Here is a 23,482-nt window from a genome sequence, read left to right on the forward strand (position 1 = left end):
GCGGATCGGCAGTGTAGTTGCAGATGACCCGTCACGCCTAGCACGCATCCCCTGTAGGAGCCATGTAGGAGCTGTCGAGTGAAACGAGGCTGCGATCTTTTGACTTTGCTTTTTAAAAAACAAGATCAAAAGATCGCAGCCTCGTTTCACTCGTCAGCTCCTACGGGGGATGTGCAGTAGGTGGGAAGAATTACAAATCCACAACACAGCGCTTTTCCTGACCAGTGCGTCAACGGGGTAGAATGCGCCGCCTTGCGCCTCAAGTACCCTGGACGTTTCGCTCGTGAATTCCGTGACTGATCACCCCGCTGCAACTCCCCTCACCCGCCCGGCCCGGATTCGCCTGGAGCTGAAGACCTTGCTCGCACTGGCGTTGCCGATCATGATCGCGCAACTGGCGACCACCGCCATGGGCTTCGTCGATGCGGTGATGGCCGGCCGTGTCGGTCCCCGTGACCTGGCCGCCGTAGCGCTGGGCAACTCGATCTGGGTCCCGGTGTTTTTGTTGATGACCGGTACGTTGCTCGCCACAACACCGAAAGTCGCCCAGCGTTTCGGCGCTGGCACCCACAACGAGATCGGCCCGATCGTGCGCCAGGCGTTGTGGCTGGCCCTGGTGGTGGGCTTGATGGCGACCGGCATGCTGATTGCCGCCGAGCCGATCCTGCACATCATGAAGGTCGACCCCGAACTGATCGGCCCGTGCATGCAATACCTGCACGGCATCGCCGCCGGTTTGCCAGCGGTTGCGCTTTACCACGTGCTGCGCTGCTACAGCGACGGCATGGGCCGCACGCGTCCGGCGATGATCCTGGGTTTGTGCGCCCTGGCGCTGAACATCCCGCTGAACTACGTGTTCATTTATGGCCACCTGGGCGTGCCCGCCATGGGCGGCGCCGGCTGCGGCTGGGCGACAGGGATTGTGATGTGGTTCATGGCCCTCGGCATGATCGTCTATACACGCTGGGCGCCGGCCTACCAGAAAAGCGAGCTGTTCAGCCGCTTCGACTGGCCACAATGGTCGGTGATCAAACGCCTGCTGAGCATCGGCCTGCCGATCGGCATCGCAGTGTTCGCCGAATCGAGCATCTTCGCGGTGATTGCCCTGTTGATCGGCAGCCTCGGTGCAACCGTCGTGGCCGGGCACCAGATCGCGCTGAACGTCAGCTCCCTGGTGTTCATGATCCCCTACTCGCTGGGCATGGCCGTCACCGTGCGCGTCGGCCAGGCACTGGGCCGCAATGAACCCCGTGAAGCACGCTTTGCCGCAGGTGTCGGCATGGGCACCGCGCTGGCTTATGCGTGTCTGTCGGCGAGCATGATGTTGTTGCTGCGAGAACACATCGCCACGATCTACACCGCCGACCCGACGGTGATTCATGTGGCGGCGATGCTGATTGTGTATTCGGCGCTGTTTCAGTTTTCCGATGCGATCCAGGTCACGGCGGCCGGTGCATTGCGCGGTTATCAGGACACGCGGGTGACGATGATCCTGACCTTGTTCGCGTATTGGGGGATTGGCTTGCCGGTGGGTTACGCCTTGGGCCTGACCGACTGGTTCGGCGCGCCGAGCGGCCCGAGCGGGCTGTGGCAGGGTTTGATCGTGGGCTTGAGTTGCGCGGCGCTGATGCTGTCGATCCGCCTGACGCGCAGTGCACGCAAGCGGATTCGTATCAGCCAGTCGATGGGTTAAGCGAGTTTCTTGCGGATCCAGTAGAGGTAGGTGCCTGCCTCTTCGTGCTGCGCCACCAGCTCGTGGTCGAGAAACACGCAGAACTTGGGAATGTCGCGCCGGGTCGACGGGTCGGTGGCGATCACCTTGAGCAAGCCGCCGGGCGCCAGGTCACGGATGTGCTGGTGCAACATCATCACCGGCTCCGGGCAGTTGAGGCCGGTGGCGTCGAGGGTGCCGTCTACCGGCGTATCAAGCATTTCACTCATGATTCACTCCTGAAACTGGCCGGCATTGTCGCGCATTGCCGGGTGTTCGGTCATCTGTGGCATGACGCCATCCCCCCTGTGGGAGCGGGCTTGCTCGCGAAAGCGGTGTGTCAGTCGACATCAATGTTGAATGTCAGCCCGCCTTCGCGAGCAAGCCCGCTCCCACAGGGGATCGCTGGTCTCAGCGGGATTTGGGTTTCTTCACATCAATCCGGCGCAAATGGCAGGTCACTTCTTCGCGGTCGTGGTACAGCTGTTTGCAGCCGATTTCGACCTTGATCCCGCGTTCCTTGAAGCCCTCGGCGATACGTTCGAGCAAGCGCTTCACTTCCGCGTAACGCTGTTTCATCGGCAGCTTGAGGTTGACCACCGCTTCGCGGCAATGGCCTTCGCCAATCCACTCTTCCAGCATTGCGGCGTTGCGCGCCGGTTTCTCGACGATGTCGCAGACCATCCAGTCCACCGGTTGGCGTGGCTTGAAGGTGAAACCGTCGGCCATCAAGTGCTGCACCAGGCCGGTGTCCATCAGACTTTCGGCCATCGGACCGTTGTCGATGGCGGTCACCAGCATGCCACGGTTGACCAGTTGCCAGGTCCAGCCGCCTGGCGCAGCGCCGAGGTCAACGCCGGTCATGTCGCTGTGCAGGCGCTCATCCCACTGGTCCCGCGGGATAAAGTGGTGCCAGGCCTCTTCCAGCTTCAGGGTTGAACGACTTGGTGCGTCGCGCGGAAACTTCAGGCGTGGAATACCCATCGGCCACATCGCCGAGTTATTCGACTCAGCCAGGCCGACGAACACTTCACGACCGCTTTTGAAGGTCAGCAGCAGGCGCGGCTTGCTGGCGTCTTCCACCAGTTTGCCGGCGGCCATCAGTGCCTTGCGCAGATGACCTTCGAATTTCTTGCAGAAGTTCGACAGTTCCTTGCCATCGTTGGTGTCGACCATTTCCAGCCACAGGCTGCCGCACACCGGGAAATCGACGATGTGCGCGAGGATCACGCTGATACGGTCGGTTTCCGGCAAATCGATGAAAATCCCGCGCGCCCATTGGCGCGGGAAGATCAGCTCGGCAAAACGCTGGCCGCGCATCAGGCGCTCGGCGCCGTCTTCTTCGGTGCAGATGAATTCGGCGCAGGCGCTGGCGGTCTTGGCCTTGGCATAACCGGCCACGTTCAAGCGTGCGGCGTGTTCGGCAATCTCGGAACAGACTTCGCCTTCGAAGCCCGGCCGGCAATGCATAAATAGGGTGTTCATTCTTACTCCTGGGCAGATGGCGAGGAATTCAGCCACTGCGCGATGCCCAGGCTTGCGGTGAAGCAAAGCCTGTAACGAAAACCGGCGCATGATAGCCGAGTTCGGAACCTTGGACTTGTCGATAGAGTCCAGTTATTAGCCAGCTACTTAAAACAGGGCTAGGTTTAATGCTCTGTTTGTCCCGTCAGTCCGTAGCCGTGCGGACCCAAAGGAGTCATTTCAAATGCCGTCCCTCGATAGCCTGAAAACCCTTAAAACCTTACAAATAGACGACAAGACCTACCATTATTTCAGTCTGCCCGACGCTGCCAAGAGCCTCGGTGATCTCGACAAGCTGCCGATGTCGTTGAAAGTCCTGCTGGAAAACCTGCTGCGCTGGGAGGACGAAAAAACCGTCACCGGCGCCGACCTCAAGGCCATCGCGGCCTGGCTCAAGGAGCGTCGCTCCGACCGCGAAATCCAATACCGCCCTGCCCGTGTATTAATGCAGGACTTTACCGGCGTGCCCGCCGTGGTCGATCTGGCCGCCATGCGCGCCGCGATGGCCAAGGCTGGCGGCGACCCGCAGCGCATCAATCCGCTGTCGCCGGTGGATCTGGTGATCGACCACTCGGTGATGGTCGACAAATTCGCCAGCTCCAGCGCTTTCGAACAAAACGTCGACATCGAAATGCAGCGCAACGGTGAACGTTACGCGTTCCTGCGCTGGGGCCAGAGTGCCTTCGACAACTTCAGCGTGGTGCCGCCGGGCACCGGGATCTGCCACCAGGTGAACCTGGAATATCTGGGTCGCACGGTCTGGACCAAGGATGAGGACGGCCGCACTTACGCGTTCCCCGACACCCTGGTCGGCACCGACTCCCACACCACCATGATCAACGGCCTCGGCGTACTCGGCTGGGGCGTGGGCGGGATCGAAGCCGAAGCGGCGATGCTCGGCCAACCGGTGTCGATGCTGATTCCGGAAGTGATCGGTTTCAAACTCACCGGCAAGCTCAAGGAAGGCATCACCGCCACCGACCTGGTGCTGACCGTCACGCAGATGCTGCGCAAAAAAGGCGTGGTCGGCAAATTCGTCGAGTTCTACGGCGACGGCCTCGCTGACCTGCCGCTGGCCGACCGCGCGACCATCGCCAACATGGCCCCGGAATACGGCGCGACTTGCGGTTTCTTCCCGGTGGACGACGTGACCCTGGAATACCTGCGCCTGTCCGGGCGTCCGCCGGAAGTGGTGAAACTGGTCGAGGCCTACTCCAAGGCCCAGGGCCTGTGGCGCCTGCCAGGCAAGGAACCGATCTTTACCGACAGCCTGGAACTCGACATGGGCTCTGTCGAAGCCAGTCTCGCCGGGCCAAAACGCCCGCAAGATCGTGTTTCGCTGCCGAATGTCGCCCAGGCTTTCAGTGACTTCCTCGGCCTGCAAATCAAACCCACCAGCAAGGAAGAAGGACGCCTGGAAAGTGAAGGTGGCGGCGGTGTTGCGGTGGGTAACGCGGACATGGTCGGCGAGGCGGACTACGAGTCTGACGGCCATACCTACCGGCTGAAAAACGGTGCAGTGGTGATCGCTGCGATCACGTCCTGCACCAACACCTCCAACCCGAGCGTGATGATGGCGGCCGGGTTGGTGGCGAAGAAGGCAGTCGAGAAAGGCCTGAAGCGCAAACCGTGGGTCAAGAGTTCATTGGCGCCGGGGTCGAAAGTGGTCACCGATTACTACAAGGCTGCGGGTTTGACGCAGTACCTCGATGAACTGGGTTTTGCCCTGGTCGGTTATGGCTGCACCACTTGCATCGGCAACTCCGGACCGTTGCCGGAGCCGATCGAGAAAGCCATCCAGAAAGCCGATCTGGCGGTAGCGTCGGTGTTGTCCGGCAACCGCAACTTCGAGGGCCGGGTGCATCCGCTGGTGAAAACCAACTGGCTGGCCTCCCCGCCGCTGGTCGTCGCTTATGCGCTGGCGGGTACGGTGCGGATCGACATCAGCAGCGAATCCCTGGGTGATGACAAGGACGGCAACCCGGTTTTCCTGCGGGACATCTGGCCGAGCACCAAAGAGATCGCCGACGCGGTGAATCAGGTCAACACCGCGATGTTCCACAAGGAATACGCCGAAGTGTTTGCCGGCGACGAGCAGTGGCAGGCGATTGAAGTGCCGCAGGCCGCGACTTATGTCTGGCAGGAAGATTCGACGTACATCCAGCATCCGCCGTTCTTCGATGACATCGGCGGGCCGTTGCCGGTGATTCAGGACGTGAAAAAAGCCAACGTGCTGGCGCTGCTCGGCGACTCGGTGACCACCGACCACATCTCCCCCGCTGGCAACATCAAGGCCGACAGCCCGGCCGGTCGTTACTTGCGCGAGAAAGGCGTGGAGCCGCGCGACTTCAACTCCTACGGTTCGCGGCGCGGCAACCATGAAGTGATGATGCGCGGCACCTTCGCCAACATCCGCATTCGCAATGAAATGCTCGGTGGTGAAGAGGGTGGCAACACGATCTACATTCCGACCGGCGAGCGACTGCCGATCTACGACGCCGCCATGCGCTATCAAGCGTCGGGCACGCCACTGGTGGTGATTGCCGGGCAAGAATACGGTACCGGGTCGAGCCGCGATTGGGCGGCGAAGGGCACCAATCTGCTGGGGGTGAAAGCGGTTATCGCTGAAAGCTTCGAACGGATTCACCGCTCCAACCTGGTGGGCATGGGCGTATTGCCGCTGCAGTTCAAGTTAGATCAGAACCGCAAGAGCCTGAACCTGACCGGCAAGGAAACTGTGGATATTCTTGGTTTGACCGGCGTCGAGGTCACACCGCGAATGAACCTGACGCTGGTGATCACCCGTGAAAACGGGACCACTGAGAAGGTCGAGGTGTTGTGCCGGATTGATACGCTGAACGAAGTCGAATACTTCAAGGCCGGGGGGATTTTGCATTACGTGTTGCGACAGCTGATTGCCTCATAAACACCGCTGCTGACAGAGACACCGCCTTCGGGCGGTGTTTTTGTTTGTGCTGAGAAGTGAACAAAAATACCCTGCACACCAGCGATCAATTGTGGGAGCGGGCTTGCTCGCGAAGGCGGAGCATCAGGCGACATTGATGCTGGATTTGATGGCCCCTTCGCGAGCAGGCTCGCTCCCACAGGGGTTATGCGTCGAACAAAAATTCCCTGAACAACACCAATCCATTGTGGGAGCGAGCTTGCTCGCGATGGCGTACTGACAGGCGGCATCGATGTTGGATGTAATGGCCTCATCGCGAGCAAGCTCGCTCCCACAGGGGTTATGTGTCGAACAAAAATTCCCTGAACAACACCAATCCATTGTGGGAGCGAGCTTGCTCGCGATGGCGTACTGACAGACGACATTGATGTTGGATGTAATGGCCTCATCGCGAGCAAGCTCGCTCCCACAGGGGTTATGTGTCGAACAAAAATTCCCTGAACAACACCGATCTACTGTGGGAGTGAGCCTGCTCGCGAAAGCGTACTGACAGTCAGCGTCAATGTTTATGCTATGCCCCCTTCGCGAGCAGGCTCGCTCCCACAAGGGGTCATGTGTCGAACACCAATCTCCTGAACAACACCAATCCATTGTGGGAGCGAGCTTGCTCGCGATGGCGTACTGACAGACGACATTGATGTTGGATGTAATGGCCTCATCGCGAGCAAGCTCGCTCCCACAGGGGCCGAGGCGCCCACAAATTTTCGGACACAAGGATTTCACATGCCCGCTCTGCCATGGCTCTACCTGGCACTCCTCTGCATCGGTTATGCCCTGGCCTTGATCTATGGCCATCTCGGCTGGCTGGCGGCTATCTCTGTCGCCCTGCTGCTATTCGCCGGATTCGCCGTGCGCCAGCAAAAGGTTCCAGTCGCCCGTTACCTCGGCCATGGTTTGTTTATCGTTCTGGCGTTGGCGCTGGCGATGCACTGGCTGCCGGGTTTCTACAATGGTCGCGGTATCGACCCACAGCGTTTCACCGACGATGCCGTGCCGTTTTCCATGTATTTGAACCAGGACAAACCGCTGATTGGTTTCTGGTTGTTGCTGGTGTGCCCATGGATTGTTGGTCGGCGCTCGCTACGGTTGTCCATCTATGCCACGGCGTTGGCGCTGACCTTGAGCGTCGTCCTGGCGTTGGGTGGCGCGCTGTTGCTCGGCGTGATCAGTTGGGCGCCGAAGTGGCCAGACCAAGCCTGGCTCTGGGTCTTGAACAACCTGCTGCTGGTGACACTGGTAGAGGAAGCGCTGTTTCGCGGCTATATCCAGGGCGGTCTGAGCCGGCGTTTCAAACATCTACCCTACGGTGAAAACCTCGCCCTGTTGCTGGCCTCGCTATTGTTCGGCCTGGCGCATTTGGGCGCGGGCTGGCAATGGGTGTTACTGGCGAGCCTGGCGGGTGTCGGCTATGGTCTGGCCTACCGATTTGGCGGGTTGGGTGCGGCCATCGCTACCCATTTCGGCTTGAACCTGCTGCATTTCGGCCTCTTCACCTACCCGATGCTTGCCGGCTGACGCAACGGTCGTTTTGCGACGCGCCGCTGATTATTGAAATTTAATTTCAATAAATCCCTGACCACGCCGACAACCTCTCAAAGCCTCACGGATTGAAATAGCCATGCGTAACAACCAACCCATTACACAACGCGAACGGACCTTCCCGGCTCAGCAACGGTTGATTTCCACGACCGACGCCAAAGGCGTGATCACTTACTGCAACGACGCCTTCGTCGAAATCAGTGGGTTTTCCCGTGAAGAGCTGATCCGTGCGCCGCACAACCTGGTTCGTCACCCTGACGTGCCGGCGGCGGTGTTCGCGCATATGTGGGGTACTTTGAAACAAGGCTTGCCATGGATGGGCATTGTCAAGAATCGCTGCAAGACCGGTGATCACTACTGGGTTAACGCCTATGTCACACCGGTTTTCGAAGGCAATCAGGTGGTCGGCTACGAGTCGGTGCGGATCAAACCCACCGCCGAACAGATCGGCCGGGCCGAAGCGCTCTACCAGCGCATCAACCAGGGCAAGTCGGCGATTCCTTCGTCAGACAAATGGCTGCCGGTCCTTCAGGACTGGGTACCGTTCATTCTGGTCAGCCAATTGAGCTTCATGATTGGTGCGTCGCTGAACTCCCACTGGGGTTTTGCCCTGGCTGCCGGTCTTTCGGTGCCACTGGGCCTGCTGGGTCTGAGCTGGCAACAGCGCGGCCTCAAGCGCCTGCTGGTCCTGGCCGGGCAAACCACTTCCGACCCGCTGATCGCGCAGATGTACACCGACAGCCGTGGCGCCCAGGCGCGTCTGGAAATGTCGATCCTCAGCCAGGAAGCACGCCTGAAAACCTGCCTGACTCGTCTGCAGGACACCGCCGAGCACCTGACCGAGCAAGCGAAGCAGTCCGACACCCTGGCGCACAACAGCTCCAGCGGCCTGGAACGTCAGCGCGTCGAAACCGAACAAGTCGCCACCGCCGTCAACCAGATGGCCGCTACTACCCAGGAAGTCGCCAGCCACGTGCAACGCACCGCTGACGCCACCCAGGAAGCCAATCGCCTGACCAGTCGCGGTCGCGACATCGCCGGGGAAACCCGCGAAGCCATCCAGCGCCTGTCGGTGGTGGTCGGTGAAACCGGTCTGACCGTGACGCAACTGGCCAAGGACAGCGACGAAATCGGTGGCGTGGTCGACGTGATCAAAGGCATCGCCGACCAGACCAACCTGCTGGCACTCAACGCCGCTATTGAAGCAGCGCGCGCCGGTGAAATGGGTCGTGGTTTCGCGGTCGTCGCGGACGAAGTGCGCCAACTGGCGCAACGCACCAGCGAATCCACCGGGCAGATCCATGCGCTGATCGCCAAGCTGCAACAGACCGCCAACACCGCCGTACAAACCATGGACGCCGGGCATCGCCAGGCCGAAGAAGGTGTGGCGCGGGTTCTGGAAGCGGATAAGGCCCTGATCGGCATCAGCGAAGCGGTGGCTCATATCACCGACATGACCACGCAGATTGCCGCTGCGACTGAAGAGCAAAGCTCGGTGGCCGAAGAAATCAGCCGCAACATCAGCAACATCTCGCAACTGGCGGACCAGACCTCGGAGCAGGCTCAACACTCGGCGTTGCTGAGTGAAGAACTGACCAAGACGGCGAGTACCCAGTACTCGTTGGTGGAGCGGTTTAACCGCTGATTGGTGCTGGAAAGACAAAAACCCGGATAGCGAAAGCTTCCGGGTTTTTTATTGCCAGCTTGAAAGAGAGGGTGCCTGTGCGGGCCTCTTCGCGGGCAAGCCTCGCTCCTACGGGTTGGGCGCCGTTCATGCGGACACCAATAACCTGTAGGAGCGAGGCTTGCCCGCGAAGAGGCCATTCGCTACACCGCAAAAATCACTGAAGAAAAGACGCCACTTTCCCCGCCGCAGCCGCCAAATGCTGCTCATGACTAAACCCGGACGCCTTCAACGGCTTCAAATCATGATCCCCCGCCACCAGCCAGAACACCTCGATGCTCGGCGACAACGAATAAGCCTCGACAGCCTCTCGATTACCCAACGCATCCCGCTCGCCCTGCACAATCAAGGTCCGGGTCTTCAGCCCGGCCAAATTTTCGACTCGCGGCTTCTCCGGTTTCCCCACCGCATAGAACGGATAACCCAGGCATACCAGCGCATCCGCACCCAATTCATCTGCCAGCAGACTCGCCATCCGCCCGCCCATGGACTTGCCGCCAATCGCCAAACGCCCAGTGACATGGCGTCGCACCTCGGCATACACCTCACGCCAGCATTCCAGCAGTTTCGGTGCCGGATTCGGCGGACGTTTGCCGCCATCGAGGCGCCGCTGCGCCATGTACGGAAACTCGAAGCGCAGCACGTTGACGCCAAGTGCAGCAAGGCGCGCAGCCATGTCGTTCATCCAGCCGCTGTCCATCGGCGCACCGGCACCGTGGGCGAGGATCAGCGTGGTCGATGACGGCGCCGAAGCCGCATCCCACAACCAGCCATGTTCGGCCACGCACCGCCCCCATTGATCCCCGTCAATACTGGCCTTGTGCTCTTTGTCCATGCTTGCCTCGCTTTTAGTCTGCCTATAACTCCAGGCGAAGGGAGCGCTTGTCTTGCGGCTTACTCGCAAAGACACGCCTCTACTTCGGCTGAACCGTGGATGGGGAACCATGAACACTTCTATCAGTACCGCCTACAACTACAAGGTGGTCCGCCAATTCGCCATTATGACGGTGGTGTGGGGCATCGTCGGCATGGGCCTCGGGGTTTTTCTCGCGGCCCAATTGGTCTGGCCCGAACTCAACTTCAATTTGCCGTGGACCAGTTTCGGCCGCCTGCGCCCGTTGCACACCAACGCGGTGATCTTCGCCTTCGGCGGCTGCGCCCTGTTCGCCAGTTCGTTCTACTCGGTGCAACGCACCTGCCAGACCCAACTGTTTGCACCAAAAATCGCCCAGTTCTGTTTCTGGGGCTGGCAACTGGTGATTGTCCTCGCGGCCATCAGCCTGCCGCTGGGGTACACCAGTTCCAAGGAATACGCCGAGCTGGAATGGCCGATCGACATTCTGATCACCATCGTCTGGGTCGCCTACGCCATCGTGTTCTTCGGCACACTGGCCAAGCGCAAGACCAAGCACATCTACGTCGGCAACTGGTTCTTCGGTGCGTTCATCATCACCGTGGCGATCCTGCACATCGTAAACAACCTGGAAATCCCGGTGAGCTGGACCAAGTCCTACTCGCTGTACGGCGGCGCGACTGACGCCATGGTGCAGTGGTGGTACGGCCACAACGCGGTGGGTTTCTTCCTGACCGCCGGTTTCCTCGGGATGATGTACTACTTCGTGCCGAAACAGGCCGAGCGCCCGGTGTACTCGTATCGTCTGTCGATCGTGCACTTCTGGGCCCTGATCACCCTGTACATCTGGGCCGGCCCGCACCACTTGCACTACACCGCGCTGCCGGACTGGGCGCAGTCGCTGGGCATGGTGATGTCGCTGATCCTGCTCGCGCCGAGCTGGGGCGGGATGATCAACGGCATGATGACGCTCTCTGGGGCCTGGCATAAGTTGCGCAGCGATCCGATCCTGCGCTTCCTAGTGGTTTCCCTGGCGTTCTACGGCATGTCGACCTTCGAAGGGCCGATGATGGCGATCAAAACCGTCAACGCCCTCTCCCACTACACCGACTGGACCATCGGCCACGTTCACGCCGGCGCGCTCGGCTGGGTGGCGATGATTTCCATCGGCGCGCTGTACCACATGATCCCGAAAATCTTCGGCCGCCAGCAGATGCACAGCATCGGCTTGATCAACGCGCACTTCTGGCTCGCGACCATCGGCACCGTGCTCTACATCGCCTCGATGTGGGTCAACGGCATCGCCCAGGGCCTCATGTGGCGCGCAGTCAACGAAGACGGCACGCTGACCTACTCCTTCGTCGAAACCCTGGTGGCCAGCCACCCAGGCTTCGTCGTGCGGTTGGTGGGCGGCGCGATCTTCTTCAGCGGCATGTTGCTGATGGCCTACAACACCTGGCGCACCGTGCGGGCCTCGCAGCCTGCCGAAGCCGCCGCTGCCGCGCAGATGGCCTGAGGAGTCCGCCATGAAACACGAAACAATCGAGAAAAACGTCGGCCTGCTGCTGTTGCTGATGGTCCTGGCCGTGAGCATCGGCGGTCTGACCCAGATCGTCCCGCTGTTCTTCCAGGACGTGACCAATAAACCGGTGGAAGGCATGAAGCCCTACACCGCGCTGCAACTGGAAGGTCGCGACATTTACATCCGTGAAGGCTGTGTCGGTTGCCACTCGCAGATGATCCGGCCATTTCGCGCAGAGACCGAACGCTACGGGCACTACTCGGTGGCCGGTGAAAGCGTCTGGGATCACCCGTTCCTGTGGGGCTCCAAGCGCACCGGGCCGGACCTGGCGCGGGTCGGCGGCCGCTACTCCGAAGACTGGCACCGCGCGCACTTGTACAACCCGCGCAACGTGGTGCCGGAATCGAAAATGCCGGCCTACCCATGGCTGGTCGCCAATCAACTCGACAGCAGCCACACCGAAACCAAGATCAAGGCCATGCGCACCCTCGGCGTGCCGTACAGCGACGACGACATCAGCGGTGCCGTCGCCTCGCTCAAGGGCAAGACCGAGATGGACGCGCTGGTCGCCTACCTGCAAGTGCTCGGCACTGCCATCAAGAGCAAGAGGTGAGCCAAATGGTCTTTGAAATGAGCAGTGGAATGATTCGCGGCCTCGGCACGGTCGTGGTGTTCGTGGCCTTCGTCGGCCTCGCGTTGTGGGTGTTCAACGGCAAGCGCAGCCCGGAATTCGCCGAAGCACGTTTGCTGCCGTTCGCCGACGAACCGCTTCCCGACGACGCCACCCAAGAAACTGAAACAAGGAGTACCCGGCCATGACCACCTTCTGGAGTACGTGGATCTGCGTACTGACCATCGGCAGCCTGATCGGCCTGACCTGGCTGCTGGTCGGCACCCGCAAGGGCGAGACCAAGGGCAGCGTCGACCAGACCATGGGCCACAGCTTCGACGGCATCGAGGAGTACGACAACCCGCTGCCGCAATGGTGGTTCATGCTGTTCGCCGGCACGCTGGTGTTTGCCGTGGGTTATCTGGTGCTGTATCCGGGCCTGGGTAACTGGAAAGGCATCCTGCCGGGTTACGAGGACGGCTGGACCGGTGTCCATGAATGGGAAAAGGAGATGAACAAGGCCGACGCCAGGTTCGGCCCGATCTTCGCCAAATTCGCCGCCATGCCGGTGGAAGAAGTCGCCAAGGACCCGCAAGCGCTGAAAATGGGCGGTCGCCTGTTTGCCTCCAATTGCGCGGTGTGCCACGGCTCGGATGCCAAGGGCGCCTTCGGATTCCCGAACCTGGTCGACAGTGATTGGCGCTGGGGCGGCGATGCCGACATGATCAAAACCACAATCATGGGTGGACGCATGGCGGCGATGCCGGCCTGGGGTGAAATCCTCGGCGAGGCGGGCGTGAAGAACGTCGCCGCGTATGTGCGTCACGAACTGGCCGGCCTGCCGCTGCCCGCCGACAGCAATGCAGACGTGCAAGCCGGACAGCAATTGTTCAGCACGACTTGCGTAGCCTGTCATGGGGCAAATGGCCACGGCACTGAAGCCATGGGCGCGCCGAACCTGACGCACCCGGCCGGATTTATCTACGGTTCAAGCCTGGCGCAACTGCAACAAACCATACGTCATGGCCGCCAGGGCCATATGCCGGCGCAGAACGAATTGCTCGGCAACGATAAGGTGCAATTGCTGGCGGCTTACGTTTTCAGCTTGTCGCAGGGTGTCAGCACCGAGCGTTTGCAGGCTGAAGGCAAAAGCGAATAATTCTTGACCGCTCTACTGCCGCATTCTCCCGGATGCGGCAGTTCCCTGCTTCTTTGCGACCCATTGTCGCACCCTCCTTCAGTCTCCCTTTCGGTTCCCCGGAATCGGGTCTACGCTTGCTCGATGCGGACTGGCAAAGTACCGGTTCCAGGTCGACCTTAGCCGATGTGTTCGACGAATCTGCTCAATGACAGGCCGCAAAGGCTGGTAGATACCGGCTGTCGTGCAAATTGCCTTCTGTCACCTGAACCTTGCGTTTGAACACACCCCGTTACAACTGACTTGAACCCCTCGCCTTTTTCTTCCGCTGCGACATTTTGTCCGGGGGCAATTTTGTCCTTACGCGGCGCATGGAAAGGCCGCAGAATCAGCTTCTGAAAGCATTGACCCAGGTCATGGTGCGTTGCAATGCCCCCCTGCTTTCTACATACTTGCGGCCGATTTTTATCCTAATAAAACACCCAAACCGTGGAACCTTAGAATGAGCACAGCAATCAGTCCGACTGCTTATAACTATAAGGTAGTCCGCCAGTTCGCCATCATGACGGTGGTCTGGGGGATCCTTGGCATGGGGCTTGGTGTCTTCATCGCCTCACAGCTTGTATGGCCGGAATTGAACTTCGGTCTGCCGTGGACGACTTTTGGACGCTTACGCCCGTTGCACACCAACCTGGTGATTTTCGCCTTCGGTGGTTGTGCACTGTTTGCCACTTCTTATTACGTCGTGCAGCGAACCTGCCAAACGCGACTGATTTCCGACAGCCTCGCTGCCTTCCACTTCTGGGGTTGGCAAGCGGTGATCATCGGCGCGATCGTGACCTTGCCGCTGGGTTACACCACCACCAAGGAATACGCCGAACTGGAATGGCCGCTGGCTATTCTGCTGGCCATTGTCTGGGTCGTTTACGGTCTGGTGTTCTTCGGCACCATCGTCAAGCGCAAGACCAAGCACATCTATGTGGGTAACTGGTTCTACGGCGCGTTCATCGTCGTGACCGCGATGCTGCACATCGTCAACCACATGTCGCTGCCGGTCAGCCTGTTCAAGTCCTACTCGGCTTACTCGGGTGCGACGGACGCGATGATCCAGTGGTGGTACGGCCACAACGCGGTGGGCTTCTTCCTGACCACCGGTTTCCTCGGGATGATGTACTACTTCGTTCCGAAGCAGGCCGAGCGTCCGATTTACTCCTATCGCCTGTCCATCGTGCACTTCTGGGCACTGATCACCCTCTACATCTGGGCCGGCCCGCACCACTTGCACTACACCGCACTGCCGGACTGGGCTCAGTCCCTGGGTATGGCGATGTCGATCATCCTGCTGGCGCCAAGCTGGGGCGGCATGATCAACGGCATGATGACCCTGTCGGGCGCCTGGCATAAGCTGCGCACCGACCCGATCCTGCGCTTCCTCGTGGTATCGCTGGCGTTCTACGGCATGTCGACCTTCGAAGGTCCGATGATGGCGATCAAGACCGTCAACTCGCTCTCGCACTACACCGACTGGACCATCGGCCACGTACACGCCGGCGCGCTCGGCTGGGTAGCGATGATCTCGATCGGCGCGATCTACCACATGATCCCGAAACTGTTCGGTCGCGTGCAGATGCACAGCATCGGCCTGATCAACACGCACTTCTGGCTCGCGACCATCGGTACCGTCCTGTACATCGCTTCGATGTGGGTCAACGGCATCACCCAGGGTCTGATGTGGCGTGCAATCAACGACGACGGCACCCTCACCTACTCGTTCGTCGAAGCGCTGCAAGCCAGCCACCCTGGCTACATCGTTCGCGCCCTGGGCGGTGCGTTCTTTGCCAGCGGCATGCTGTTCATGGCCTACAACGTATGGCGTACCGTACGTGCCTCGAACCCGGCTGAAGCCGAAGCCGCCGCTCAGATTGCTGTAGTTGGAGCTCACTGATGAAGCATGAAGCAGTCGAGAAGAACATTGGCCTGCTGGCCTTCTTCATGGTCATCGCCGTCAGCATCGGCGGCCTGACCCAGATCGTCCCGCTGTTTTTCCAGGACGTTACCAACAAGCCGGTCGAAGGCATGAAGCCTCGCCCGGCGCTTGAAGTCGAAGGACGCGACGTCTTTATCGCCAACGGTTGTGTCGGCTGCCACTCGCAGATGATCCGCCCGTTCCGTGCTGAAACCGAACGTTACGGCCACTACTCGGTCGCCGGTGAAAGCGTCTGGGACCACCCGTTCCTGTGGGGTTCCAAGCGTACCGGTCCGGACCTGGCCCGCGTCGGCGGTCGTTACTCCGATGACTGGCAGCGTGCGCACTTGTATAACCCGCGCAACGTGGTGCCTGAGTCGAAAATGCCGGCTTACCCGTTCCTCGTGGAAAACAAGCTCGACGGCAAAGACACCGCCAAGAAACTCGAAGTCTTGCGCACGCTCGGCGTCCCTTACACCGACGAAGACATCGCCGGCGCCAAGGATGCCGTGAAGGGCAAAACCGAAATGGACGCGCTGGTGGCCTATCTGCAAGGCCTGGGCACCATCATCAAAAGCAAACGGTGATTTAGATGGATATCGGGATGATTCGTGGCCTGGGCACCGTTGTCGTGATGGTTGCCTTTATCGGTCTGGCGTTGTGGGTGTTCAGCCCCAAGCGCAAGTCGGAGTTTGAAGACGCGACCTTGCTGCCTTTCGCGGATGATCCCGAAGCCATCAAGCACGTCGAGCAAGCTTCTAGGAGTAACAAAGAATGACTACGTTCTGGAGTCTGTACGTCACAGTCCTCAGTCTGGGTACGATCTTCGCCCTGACCTGGCTGCTGCTGTCCACCCGCAAGGGCCAGCGCAGCGAAGCCACCGAAGAGACTGTTGGCCACTCCTTCGACGGGATCGAGGAGTACGACAACCCACTGCCGAAATGGTGGTTCATGCTGTTCGTGGGCACCATCATCTTCGCCCTGGGCTACCTGGTGCTGTATCCAGGCCTGGGTAACTGGAAAGGCCTGCTGCCAGGCTACAACTACCTCGATAACGACAAGCAGACTGCGTTCGCCAACGGCCAGACCGGCTGGACCGGCGTTCACGAGTGGGAAAAGGAAATGGCCAAGTCGGACGCCAAGTTCGGCCCGATCTTCGCCAAGTTCGCGTCCATGCCAATCGAAGAAGTCGCCAAGGACCCGCAAGCCCTGAAGATGGGTGGCCGTCTGTTCGCCTCCAACTGCTCGGTCTGCCATGGTTCCGACGCCAAGGGTGCTTATGGCTTCCCTAACCTGACCGACGCCGACTGGCGCTGGGGTGGCGAGCCGGAAACCATCAAGACCACCATCATGGGTGGCCGTCATGCGGTCATGCCGGCGTGGGCTGAAGTGATCGGCGAGCAAGGCGTGGCAGACGTTGCCTCGTTCGTGCTGACCAACCTCGATGGACGCAAACTGCCGGAAGGCACCAAGGCCGACCCGGCTGCCGGGCAGAAACTGTTCGCCGCCAACTGCGCCGTATGCCACGGCCCGGAAGGCAAAGGTACGCCAGCGATGGGCGCGCCCAACCTGACCCACCCAGCGGCATTCATCTACGGTTCGAGCTTCGCTCAACTGCAGCAGACCATCCGTTACGGCCGTCAGGGCCAGATGCCTGCGCAAGAACAGCTGCAAGGCAACGACAAGGTTCACCTGCTGGCCGCTTACGTCTACAGCTTGTCTCACGGCGAGAAAGCTCCGGCGGCGGATGCCCAATAAGGCAAACGCTTGAAGCAACAAAAAACGGCCCCGCCAGTTCACTGGCGGGGCCTTTTTCATGGGCGCTGGGCAAAGATCGATTTCACTGGCACCGTGCGCAACAGCTCGCGTTTGCGCCACTGGTTGTCTTCCACGAAATTGATATGCAACAGTTTGCGATCCTCGGAGAAACTGGCGATCAGGTACGTCTGCTGGGATGCGCTGCCGCTGAGGAAGGTCGGCACGTTGCCCAGGTACAACAGCGCACCGCCGTCTTCATGGTAATGACCGGCAAAGATCGCCGTGACCTCGTACTTCGTGACCATGTCCTTGAAACGCTTGAGCTGGTCCCAGTTGCCTTTCCATTGGTCAGGGCTGTGCATGTTGACGATGATGGCGTAGCCCTGGGTTCGAGCCATCAGCAGGTCATTCTCCAGCCAATCCAGCGCATGGGTGATGTTGAACGTGGTCGGGTTCAACGGATGGGAAATTTTCACCTCATAGGTCGGCTCAAAGTTGAGTTGAACCAGATGCACTTCACCAATGTTCTTCGAATAGGCCAGACTGCCTGAATACAATCTGTTCAAGGGCCCGCCAGTCACTTTCAAATCAAACTCATCGACTGTTCCTTCATGATGTTCTTTATAGTCAACAATACTTCCTGCAGCACAACTATTGGTAAAACAGTCATCGACATTATTGGCGTAATCGTGATTACCCAGCCCGTACAGGAAGTCTTTATCGAAGTATTTCTTCAACGTCGAATTGATATAGGAGCGCTGCCATCCGTGACCAAACGCGGTCATGTCGCCGTTGATCATCAAGGGCACCTCCGACTGTCCCCCCGACTGCTTCCGGAAATCGGCAATACTCGCGAACTGGCTTTCCACCAGCCATTTCGCGCGCTTTTCAAACTCGACGTCCAACTCGTCGTCCCGACGATCGGTCTTGTCCGTCCACGGATATTGGGGGTCGGATGCAAACACCATATGGCGAGGTGTATTTTCAATCGAATGCGCGAGAGAAGCGATCGACAATAAACCCAGGCCAGCAAGCAGGCTCGTCACTGTATTGATATTCATAGAATTCCATTTCCTTTATTCTTTAATAAGCGCACAACCCGTTTGCGCTGCACCACTGCAAACTATTCGAGAACCCAATAAATTACAAACATCAGATCGCAACTAATTAATATGAATATATGTCCGCAACTTCCAAAGTAAAGTTATCAAGAAGAGCGATTCATTCACAGGTAATCACCAAAGAAGAAATGACCTGTCCTATTCTGGAATCAGCTATCTCAGCCACTTCAAGCAATCCTTTAATTCCGGCGCTGGCGCCTGGAAACTGCACGGGCGGCCTGGGTGGTGGTCGCCTCCCTTGAACGTGACCGCGCCTTCGCACAGTGCAGCGCCAACGCGCTTCTCTCGAAGCACATCGTGGATCGTCTATAGTCAATTGATCTGGATCATGCTTTGTTACATCTGCTACACCATCCAGGCTTTTCCCCCAACGCGACCAAAGGTCGCACCCTTGAGCTAGAGCGACAGGCGTATCATTGCGCCACTGCAACACCTCTTTTTGACCGCGGTCGGCACGTACTGACCGAGGCATTTTTCCACTGCCGTGGGATGCAATGATGAGCAATCAGATTCCGGTACACGACGTTACCCCGCCTGCCAAGAACGCGAACAACAGCGTTGACCTCTACGCCTCTCGAGAAAAGATCTACACCCGCGCCTTCACCGGTCTGTTCCGCAACTTGCGGATGATGGGCGGGGCCGGTTTGTTCCTGCTGTATTTCGGTACGGTGTGGTTGAACTGGGGCGGCCACCAGGCCGTCTGGTGGAACCTGCCGGAACGTAAATTTTTCATTTTTGGCGCGACCTTCTGGCCCCAGGATTTCATCCTGCTCTCGGGCCTGCTGATCATCAGCGCCTTCGGTCTGTTCTTCATTACGGTGTACGCCGGGCGTGTCTGGTGCGGCTATACCTGCCCGCAAAGCGTCTGGACCTGGATTTTCATGTGGTGCGAGAAGGTCACCGAAGGCGACCGCAACCAACGCATCAAGCTCGACAAGGCGCCGATGAGCGCCAACAAATTCCTGCGCAAATTCAGCAAACACTCGATGTGGCTGTTGATCGGTTTTGTCACCGGCATGACCTTCGTCGGGTACTTCTCGCCGATCCGCGAACTGACCATCGACTTCTTCACCGGCGAGGCGGATGGCTGGTCGTACTTCTGGGTCGGTTTCTTCACCCTCGCCACCTACGGCAATGCCGGCTGGTTGCGCGAGCAAGTGTGCATCTACATGTGCCCGTACGCGCGCTTCCAGAGCGTGATGTTCGACAAGGACACCCTGATCGTCTCCTACGACCCGCGTCGCGGCGAATCCCGTGGCCCGCGCAAAAAAGGCGTGGACTACAAGGCTCAGGGCCTGGGCGATTGCATCGACTGCACCATGTGCGTCCAGGTCTGCCCGACCGGTATCGACATCCGCGACGGCCTGCAGATCGAGTGCATCGGTTGCGCCGCGTGCATCGATGCCTGCGACAGCATCATGGACAAGATGGAGTACCCGCGCGGCCTGATCAGCTACACCACCGAGCACAACCTGTCCGGGCAGAAAACCCATAAACTGCGCCCGCGCCTGATCGGCTATGCGGTAGTGCTGCTGACCATGATCGGCTTGCTGGTGACTGCATTCGTCATGCGTTCGCTGGTGGGCTTCGACGTCAGCAAGGACCGCGTGCTGTACCGCGAGAACGCCGAAGGCCGGATCGAAAACGTCTACAGCCTGAAGATCATGAACAAGGACCAGCGCGACCACACTTACCTGCTGGAAGCCAGCGGCCTGCCGGACCTCAAGCTGCAAGGCAAGCGCGAGATCAAAGTCGCCGCCGGGGAAATTTTCAGCCAGCCGGTGGAATTGTCCAGCGCGCCGGAGCAATTGCCATCGAGCACCAATGAGGTGAAATTCACCCTCAAGGATGCCGATGACGACAGCGTCCACGTTGAAGCCAAGAGCCGATTCATCGGCCCACAAATTCGTTGAGAGAAGTGATCATGCCCGCAGCAACTGCCGCAAGCCCTTGGTACAAGCATCTTTGGCCGTGGATCATCATCGGGATTCTGGCCTGCTCGGTGACCCTGACCCTGTCGATGGTGACCATCGCCGTGAACAACCCGGACAACCTGGTCAACGACAATTACTACGAGGCGGGCAAAGGCATCAATCGTTCGCTGGACCGCGAACTGCTGGCCCAGACCCTGCAACTGCGCGCCAAGGTGCATCTGGATGAGCTGACCGGTGAAGTCGACCTGCGCCTGAGCGGCAACAGCCAGCCCAAGACCGTCGAACTGAACCTGATCTCGCCGACCCAGCCGGAGAAGGATCGCAAGATCACCCTGACCCGCAGTGAAACCGAACAGGGCCGCTACATCGGCCAGATGAGCGACCAGGTCGAAGGTCGTCGCTTTGTCGAATTGCTGGGCGTGCAGGACGACAAGACCTGGCGCATGTTCGAAGAAGAACAGGTCAGCCACGATAAAGACCTGCTGCTGGGCGATGAACCGCTGCAAGGCGCGGAAGACCTGAAGAGACCGTAAATCCTGCAAAACCTGTAAAACCTGCAAAACCTGTAGGAGCTGTCGAGTGAAACGAGGCTGCGATCTCTTGATCTTGCTTTTGAAAACAACATCAAAAGATCGCAGCCTCGTTTCACTCGACAGCTCCTACGGGGATGAGGCCATCCCGGAAGACATAGATCCACATCATGACCACCCCAACCCCCTGCTACCACTGCGCCCTGCCCGTCCCGGCCGGCAGCCGCTTCACCGCCGTTGTCCTCGGTGAAACCCGCGAGCTCTGCTGCCCGGGTTGCCAGGCCGTGGCTGAGGCCATCGTGGCCGGAGGTCTGGAAAGTTATTACCAGCATCGCAGCGAAGCCTCGGCCAACCCCGAATCCCTTCCCGTGCAACTGGTGGACGAACTGGCGCTGTACGACCGCGCCGACGTCCAACAACCCTTCGTTCGTCACGAAGGCGAACTCGCTGAAACCACACTGTTGATGGAAGGCATCAGCTGCGCTGCCTGCGGCTGGTTGATCGAGAAACACCTGCGCAGCTTGCCGGCGGTGGCCGAGGCGCGGCTGAACCTGTCCAACCATCGCCTGCATGTGCGCTGGGCCGACGCCCAATTGCCGCTTAGCCAGGTGCTCGGCGAACTGCGCCACATCGGTTACGTCGCCCACCCTTATCAGGCCGACCGCGCCAGCGAACAACTGGCCAGCGAAAACCGTCTGGCCCTGCGCCAACTCGGTGTCGCCGGGCTGCTGTGGTTCCAGGCGATGATGGCGACCATGGCCACCTGGCCGGAATTCAATATCGACCTCAGCCCGGAACTGCACACCATCCTGCGCTGGGTCGCGCTGTTCCTGACCACACCCATCGTGTTCTACAGCTGCGCGCCGTTCTTCAAAGGCGCGATGCGCGACCTGCGCACCCGTCACCTGACCATGGACGTCTCGGTGTCGCTGGCAATCGGCAGCGCGTATCTCGCCGGGATCTGGACCTCGATCACCGGAGTCGGCGAGCTGTACTTTGACGCTGTCGGCATGTTCGCGCTATTCCTGCTGGCCGGACGATACCTGGAACGTCGCGCCCGGGAACGCACCGCCGCAGCCACCGCGCAACTCGTCAATCTGCTGCCCGCTTCTTGCCTGCGTCTGAGTGCCGACGGCCAGAGCGAGCGAATCCTGCTCAGCGAATTGCGCGTCGGCGATCACGTGCTGGTGCATCCCGGTGCAGTCCTGCCGGCCGATGGCAAGATCCTCGACGGCCAGTCGAGCATCGACGAATCCCTGCTCACCGGCGAATACCTGCCGCAACCGCGCACCCTCGGCGATGCGGTTACCGCCGGGACCCTGAACGTTGAAGGCGCGTTGACCGTTGAAGTATTAGCGCTGGGTCATGACACGCGACTTTCCGCCATCGTTCGCCTGCTCGACCGCGCCCAAGCCGAAAAACCGCGCCTGGCGGAAATCGCCGACCGCGCCGCCCAATGGTTCCTGCTGCTGTCGCTGATCGCCGCCGCCGCCATCGGCCTGTTGTGGTGGGAACTGGATTCGTCGCGAGCGTTCTGGATCGTGCTGGCGATGCTGGTGGCGACTTGCCCGTGCGCCTTGTCGCTGGCCACGCCGACCGCGCTGACCGCCGCCACCGGCACGCTGCACAAACTTGGCTTATTGCTGACCCGTGGTCATGTGCTGGAAGGCCTGAATCAGATCGACACGGTGATTTTCGACAAGACCGGCACGCTGACTGAAGGTCGGCTGGCGCTGCGTTCGATTCGCCCGCTCGGCTCACTCGGCAGCGATGAGTGCCTGAGCCTCGCGGCAGCCTTGGAAAACCGTTCCGAACACCCGATCGCCCGGGCATTTGGTCGCGCCCCTTTGGCCGCCGAAGAAGTCCTCAGCACGCCAGGGCTCGGCCTTGAAGGCTTGGTCGGTGAGCAACGTCTACGCATCGGCCAGCCGGGCTTTGTCTGCGAACTTAGTGGCGCCAGCGTGCCGCTGATGCCGAATGAAGCCGGGCAATGGCTGCTGCTCGGTGACAGCTTCGGGCCGCTAGCGTGGTTTGTCCTCGACGACCGTTTGCGCGCCGACGCCCCGGCCCTGCTCGCGGCGTGCAAAGCGCGCGGCTGGCGCACATTGTTGCTGTCCGGCGACAGTTCGCCAATGGTCGCCAGCGTCGCCGCTGAATTGGGTATCGACGAGGCCCGTGGCGGCTTGCGTCCCGATGACAAGTTGCAAGTGCTGCAACAGCTGCACAAGGAAGGTCGCAAGGTGTTGATGCTCGGTGACGGGGTCAACGATGTGCCGGTACTGGCGGCGGCTGATATCAGCGTGGCCATGGGCTCGGCCACCGACCTGGCGAAAACCAGCGCCGATGCGGTGCTGCTGTCCAACCGCCTCGACGCCTTGGTGCAAGCCTTCAGCCTGGCGCGGCGCACCCGTCGGGTAATCATCGAGAACCTGCTGTGGGCCGGGCTGTACAATGGCCTCATGTTGCCGTTCGCCGCCCTCGGCTGGATCACTCCGGTGTGGGCCGCGGTCGGCATGTCGATCAGTTCGTTGACCGTGGTGCTCAACGCCTTGCGCCTGACTCGGATGCCGAGCACGCCCAAGGCCAGCGCCACGCCAGAAACCCGCCCGCTGCCGGCCTGAGCCGCG

Annotated in this window: 19 protein-coding genes; 15 read left to right on the forward strand and 4 right to left on the reverse strand. The window is 60.0% G+C overall.

Annotation, left to right across the window (positions count from 1 at the left end):
* The first annotated feature begins 283 nt into the window (after positions 1 to 283).
* Positions 284 to 1,693, forward strand: a complete 1,410-nt coding sequence (locus NK667_RS17610; protein WP_054615618.1) for an MATE family efflux transporter — start codon at positions 284 to 286, stop codon at positions 1,691 to 1,693.
* Here NK667_RS17610 and tusA read toward each other — a convergent pair.
* Both tusA and rlmM read right to left on the reverse strand, forming a co-directional pair.
* Complete coding sequence (gene tusA / locus NK667_RS17615) at positions 1,690 to 1,941, reverse strand: sulfurtransferase TusA (protein WP_054054315.1); 252 nt, start codon at positions 1,939 to 1,941, stop codon at positions 1,690 to 1,692. The two genes, NK667_RS17610 and tusA, sit on opposite strands and share 4 nt — an antisense overlap.
* Before the next feature lie 181 nt (positions 1,942 to 2,122).
* Positions 2,123 to 3,196 (reverse strand): 23S rRNA (cytidine(2498)-2'-O)-methyltransferase RlmM, encoded by a 1,074-nt coding sequence (gene rlmM / locus NK667_RS17620; RefSeq protein ID WP_054615619.1) that lies wholly within the window; start codon positions 3,194 to 3,196, stop codon positions 2,123 to 2,125.
* A 223-nt stretch (positions 3,197 to 3,419) separates the two neighbouring features.
* Between rlmM and acnA the strand changes: the two genes are divergently transcribed.
* From acnA to NK667_RS17635, 3 genes are all read left to right on the forward strand, one after another.
* On the forward strand, positions 3,420 to 6,161 hold the full coding sequence (acnA, locus tag NK667_RS17625) for an aconitate hydratase AcnA (protein ID WP_054615620.1): 2,742 nt from the start codon (positions 3,420 to 3,422) through the stop codon (positions 6,159 to 6,161).
* 762 nt (positions 6,162 to 6,923) lie between these two features.
* Entirely contained in the window at positions 6,924 to 7,715 is a 792-nt protein-coding gene (locus NK667_RS17630; RefSeq protein WP_054615621.1) for a CPBP family intramembrane glutamic endopeptidase, read from the forward strand.
* Between the two features lie 103 nt (positions 7,716 to 7,818).
* Entirely contained in the window at positions 7,819 to 9,384 is a 1,566-nt protein-coding gene (locus NK667_RS17635) for a methyl-accepting chemotaxis protein (RefSeq protein WP_054615622.1), read from the forward strand.
* A 196-nt stretch (positions 9,385 to 9,580) separates the two neighbouring features.
* Here NK667_RS17635 and NK667_RS17640 read toward each other — a convergent pair whose 3' ends face one another.
* Complete coding sequence (locus NK667_RS17640; RefSeq protein WP_054615623.1) at positions 9,581 to 10,258, reverse strand: alpha/beta family hydrolase; 678 nt, start codon at positions 10,256 to 10,258, stop codon at positions 9,581 to 9,583.
* A gap of 109 nt (positions 10,259 to 10,367) precedes the next feature.
* On the opposite strand from NK667_RS17640, the gene ccoN (NK667_RS17645) reads away from it, so the two are divergent.
* The 8 genes from ccoN (NK667_RS17645) to ccoP (NK667_RS17680) all read left to right on the forward strand — a co-directional run bounded on the left by ccoN (NK667_RS17645) (position 10,368) and on the right by ccoP (NK667_RS17680) (position 17,270).
* Entirely contained in the window at positions 10,368 to 11,792 is a 1,425-nt protein-coding gene (ccoN, locus tag NK667_RS17645; RefSeq protein ID WP_054615624.1) for a cytochrome-c oxidase, cbb3-type subunit I, read from the forward strand.
* Positions 11,793 to 11,802: 10 nt separating this feature from the next.
* Positions 11,803 to 12,411 carry a cytochrome-c oxidase, cbb3-type subunit II gene (ccoO, locus tag NK667_RS17650; RefSeq protein ID WP_054054093.1) on the forward strand — a complete coding sequence of 203 codons (609 nt, stop codon included), beginning with the start codon at positions 11,803 to 11,805 and terminating at the stop codon, positions 12,409 to 12,411.
* Between the two features lie 5 nt (positions 12,412 to 12,416).
* Positions 12,417 to 12,617 carry a cbb3-type cytochrome oxidase subunit 3 gene (locus NK667_RS17655; protein WP_054054091.1) on the forward strand — a complete coding sequence of 67 codons (201 nt, stop codon included), beginning with the start codon at positions 12,417 to 12,419 and terminating at the stop codon, positions 12,615 to 12,617.
* Positions 12,614 to 13,567: a cytochrome-c oxidase, cbb3-type subunit III gene (gene ccoP, locus NK667_RS17660; RefSeq protein ID WP_054054089.1), complete on the forward strand. Its 954-nt coding sequence runs from the start codon at positions 12,614 to 12,616 to the stop codon at positions 13,565 to 13,567. Before NK667_RS17655 ends, ccoP (NK667_RS17660) begins: the two co-directional genes overlap by 4 nt.
* A 481-nt stretch (positions 13,568 to 14,048) precedes the next feature.
* Complete coding sequence (gene ccoN / locus NK667_RS17665) at positions 14,049 to 15,491, forward strand: cytochrome-c oxidase, cbb3-type subunit I (protein WP_054054087.1); 1,443 nt, start codon at positions 14,049 to 14,051, stop codon at positions 15,489 to 15,491.
* The gene (ccoO, locus tag NK667_RS17670; RefSeq protein ID WP_054054085.1) at positions 15,491 to 16,099 is read left to right on the forward strand and encodes a cytochrome-c oxidase, cbb3-type subunit II; all 609 of its coding nucleotides are present in this window, start codon (positions 15,491 to 15,493) and stop codon (positions 16,097 to 16,099) included. Before ccoN (NK667_RS17665) ends, ccoO (NK667_RS17670) begins: the two co-directional genes overlap by 1 nt.
* Positions 16,100 to 16,104: 5 nt before the next feature.
* Complete coding sequence (locus tag NK667_RS17675) at positions 16,105 to 16,290, forward strand: CcoQ/FixQ family Cbb3-type cytochrome c oxidase assembly chaperone (protein WP_003175465.1); 186 nt, start codon at positions 16,105 to 16,107, stop codon at positions 16,288 to 16,290.
* Positions 16,287 to 17,270, forward strand: coding sequence for a cytochrome-c oxidase, cbb3-type subunit III (gene ccoP, locus NK667_RS17680; protein WP_054054083.1), 984 nt, complete (start codon positions 16,287 to 16,289; stop codon positions 17,268 to 17,270). The genes NK667_RS17675 and ccoP (NK667_RS17680) overlap by 4 nt, the downstream gene beginning before the upstream one ends.
* A 56-nt stretch (positions 17,271 to 17,326) precedes the next feature.
* Here the strand turns inward: ccoP (NK667_RS17680) and NK667_RS17685 are convergent, their stop codons facing one another.
* Positions 17,327 to 18,331: a metallophosphoesterase family protein gene (locus tag NK667_RS17685; RefSeq protein WP_054054081.1), complete on the reverse strand. Its 1,005-nt coding sequence runs from the start codon at positions 18,329 to 18,331 to the stop codon at positions 17,327 to 17,329.
* A 557-nt stretch (positions 18,332 to 18,888) separates the two neighbouring features.
* On the opposite strand from NK667_RS17685, the gene ccoG reads away from it, so the two are divergent.
* The 3 genes from ccoG to NK667_RS17700 all read left to right on the forward strand — a co-directional run bounded on the left by ccoG (position 18,889) and on the right by NK667_RS17700 (position 23,476).
* Positions 18,889 to 20,304 (forward strand): cytochrome c oxidase accessory protein CcoG, encoded by a 1,416-nt coding sequence (gene ccoG, locus NK667_RS17690; RefSeq protein WP_054054079.1) that lies wholly within the window; start codon positions 18,889 to 18,891, stop codon positions 20,302 to 20,304.
* 11 nt (positions 20,305 to 20,315) lie between these two features.
* The gene (locus tag NK667_RS17695; RefSeq protein ID WP_054054076.1) at positions 20,316 to 20,858 is read left to right on the forward strand and encodes a FixH family protein; all 543 of its coding nucleotides are present in this window, start codon (positions 20,316 to 20,318) and stop codon (positions 20,856 to 20,858) included.
* Positions 20,859 to 21,025: 167 nt separating this feature from the next.
* Complete coding sequence (locus NK667_RS17700; protein ID WP_054615625.1) at positions 21,026 to 23,476, forward strand: heavy metal translocating P-type ATPase; 2,451 nt, start codon at positions 21,026 to 21,028, stop codon at positions 23,474 to 23,476.
* The last annotated feature ends 6 nt before the right edge of the window (positions 23,477 to 23,482 follow it).

It is taken from the genome of Pseudomonas nunensis (assembly GCF_024296925.1).
In the GTDB taxonomy this organism is placed as follows: domain Bacteria; phylum Pseudomonadota; class Gammaproteobacteria; order Pseudomonadales; family Pseudomonadaceae; genus Aquipseudomonas; species Aquipseudomonas nunensis.

Bases quoted from the DNA above. Each gene is read 5' to 3' on its own strand.
- ccoO (WP_054054085.1), top strand. From the start codon at position 15,491: ATGAAGCATGAAGCAGTCGAGAAGAACATTGGCCTGCTGGCCTTCTTC.
- NK667_RS17700 (WP_054615625.1), top strand. From the start codon at position 21,026: ATGACCACCCCAACCCCCTGCTACCACTGCGCCCTGCCCGTCCCGGCC.
- NK667_RS17630 (WP_054615621.1), top strand. From the start codon at position 6,924: ATGCCCGCTCTGCCATGGCTCTACCTGGCACTCCTCTGCATCGGTTAT.
- acnA (WP_054615620.1), top strand. From the start codon at position 3,420: ATGCCGTCCCTCGATAGCCTGAAAACCCTTAAAACCTTACAAATAGAC.
- NK667_RS17695 (WP_054054076.1), top strand. From the start codon at position 20,316: ATGCCCGCAGCAACTGCCGCAAGCCCTTGGTACAAGCATCTTTGGCCG.
- tusA (WP_054054315.1), bottom strand. From the start codon at position 1,941: ATGAGTGAAATGCTTGATACGCCGGTAGACGGCACCCTCGACGCCACC.
- NK667_RS17640 (WP_054615623.1), bottom strand. From the start codon at position 10,258: ATGGACAAAGAGCACAAGGCCAGTATTGACGGGGATCAATGGGGGCGG.
- NK667_RS17685 (WP_054054081.1), bottom strand. From the start codon at position 18,331: ATGAATATCAATACAGTGACGAGCCTGCTTGCTGGCCTGGGTTTATTG.
- NK667_RS17635 (WP_054615622.1), top strand. From the start codon at position 7,819: ATGCGTAACAACCAACCCATTACACAACGCGAACGGACCTTCCCGGCT.
- ccoO (WP_054054093.1), top strand. From the start codon at position 11,803: ATGAAACACGAAACAATCGAGAAAAACGTCGGCCTGCTGCTGTTGCTG.
- rlmM (WP_054615619.1), bottom strand. From the start codon at position 3,196: ATGAACACCCTATTTATGCATTGCCGGCCGGGCTTCGAAGGCGAAGTC.
- NK667_RS17655 (WP_054054091.1), top strand. From the start codon at position 12,417: ATGGTCTTTGAAATGAGCAGTGGAATGATTCGCGGCCTCGGCACGGTC.
- ccoN (WP_054615624.1), top strand. From the start codon at position 10,368: ATGAACACTTCTATCAGTACCGCCTACAACTACAAGGTGGTCCGCCAA.
- ccoN (WP_054054087.1), top strand. From the start codon at position 14,049: ATGAGCACAGCAATCAGTCCGACTGCTTATAACTATAAGGTAGTCCGC.
- NK667_RS17675 (WP_003175465.1), top strand. From the start codon at position 16,105: ATGGATATCGGGATGATTCGTGGCCTGGGCACCGTTGTCGTGATGGTT.
- ccoG (WP_054054079.1), top strand. From the start codon at position 18,889: ATGAGCAATCAGATTCCGGTACACGACGTTACCCCGCCTGCCAAGAAC.
- ccoP (WP_054054089.1), top strand. From the start codon at position 12,614: ATGACCACCTTCTGGAGTACGTGGATCTGCGTACTGACCATCGGCAGC.
- ccoP (WP_054054083.1), top strand. From the start codon at position 16,287: ATGACTACGTTCTGGAGTCTGTACGTCACAGTCCTCAGTCTGGGTACG.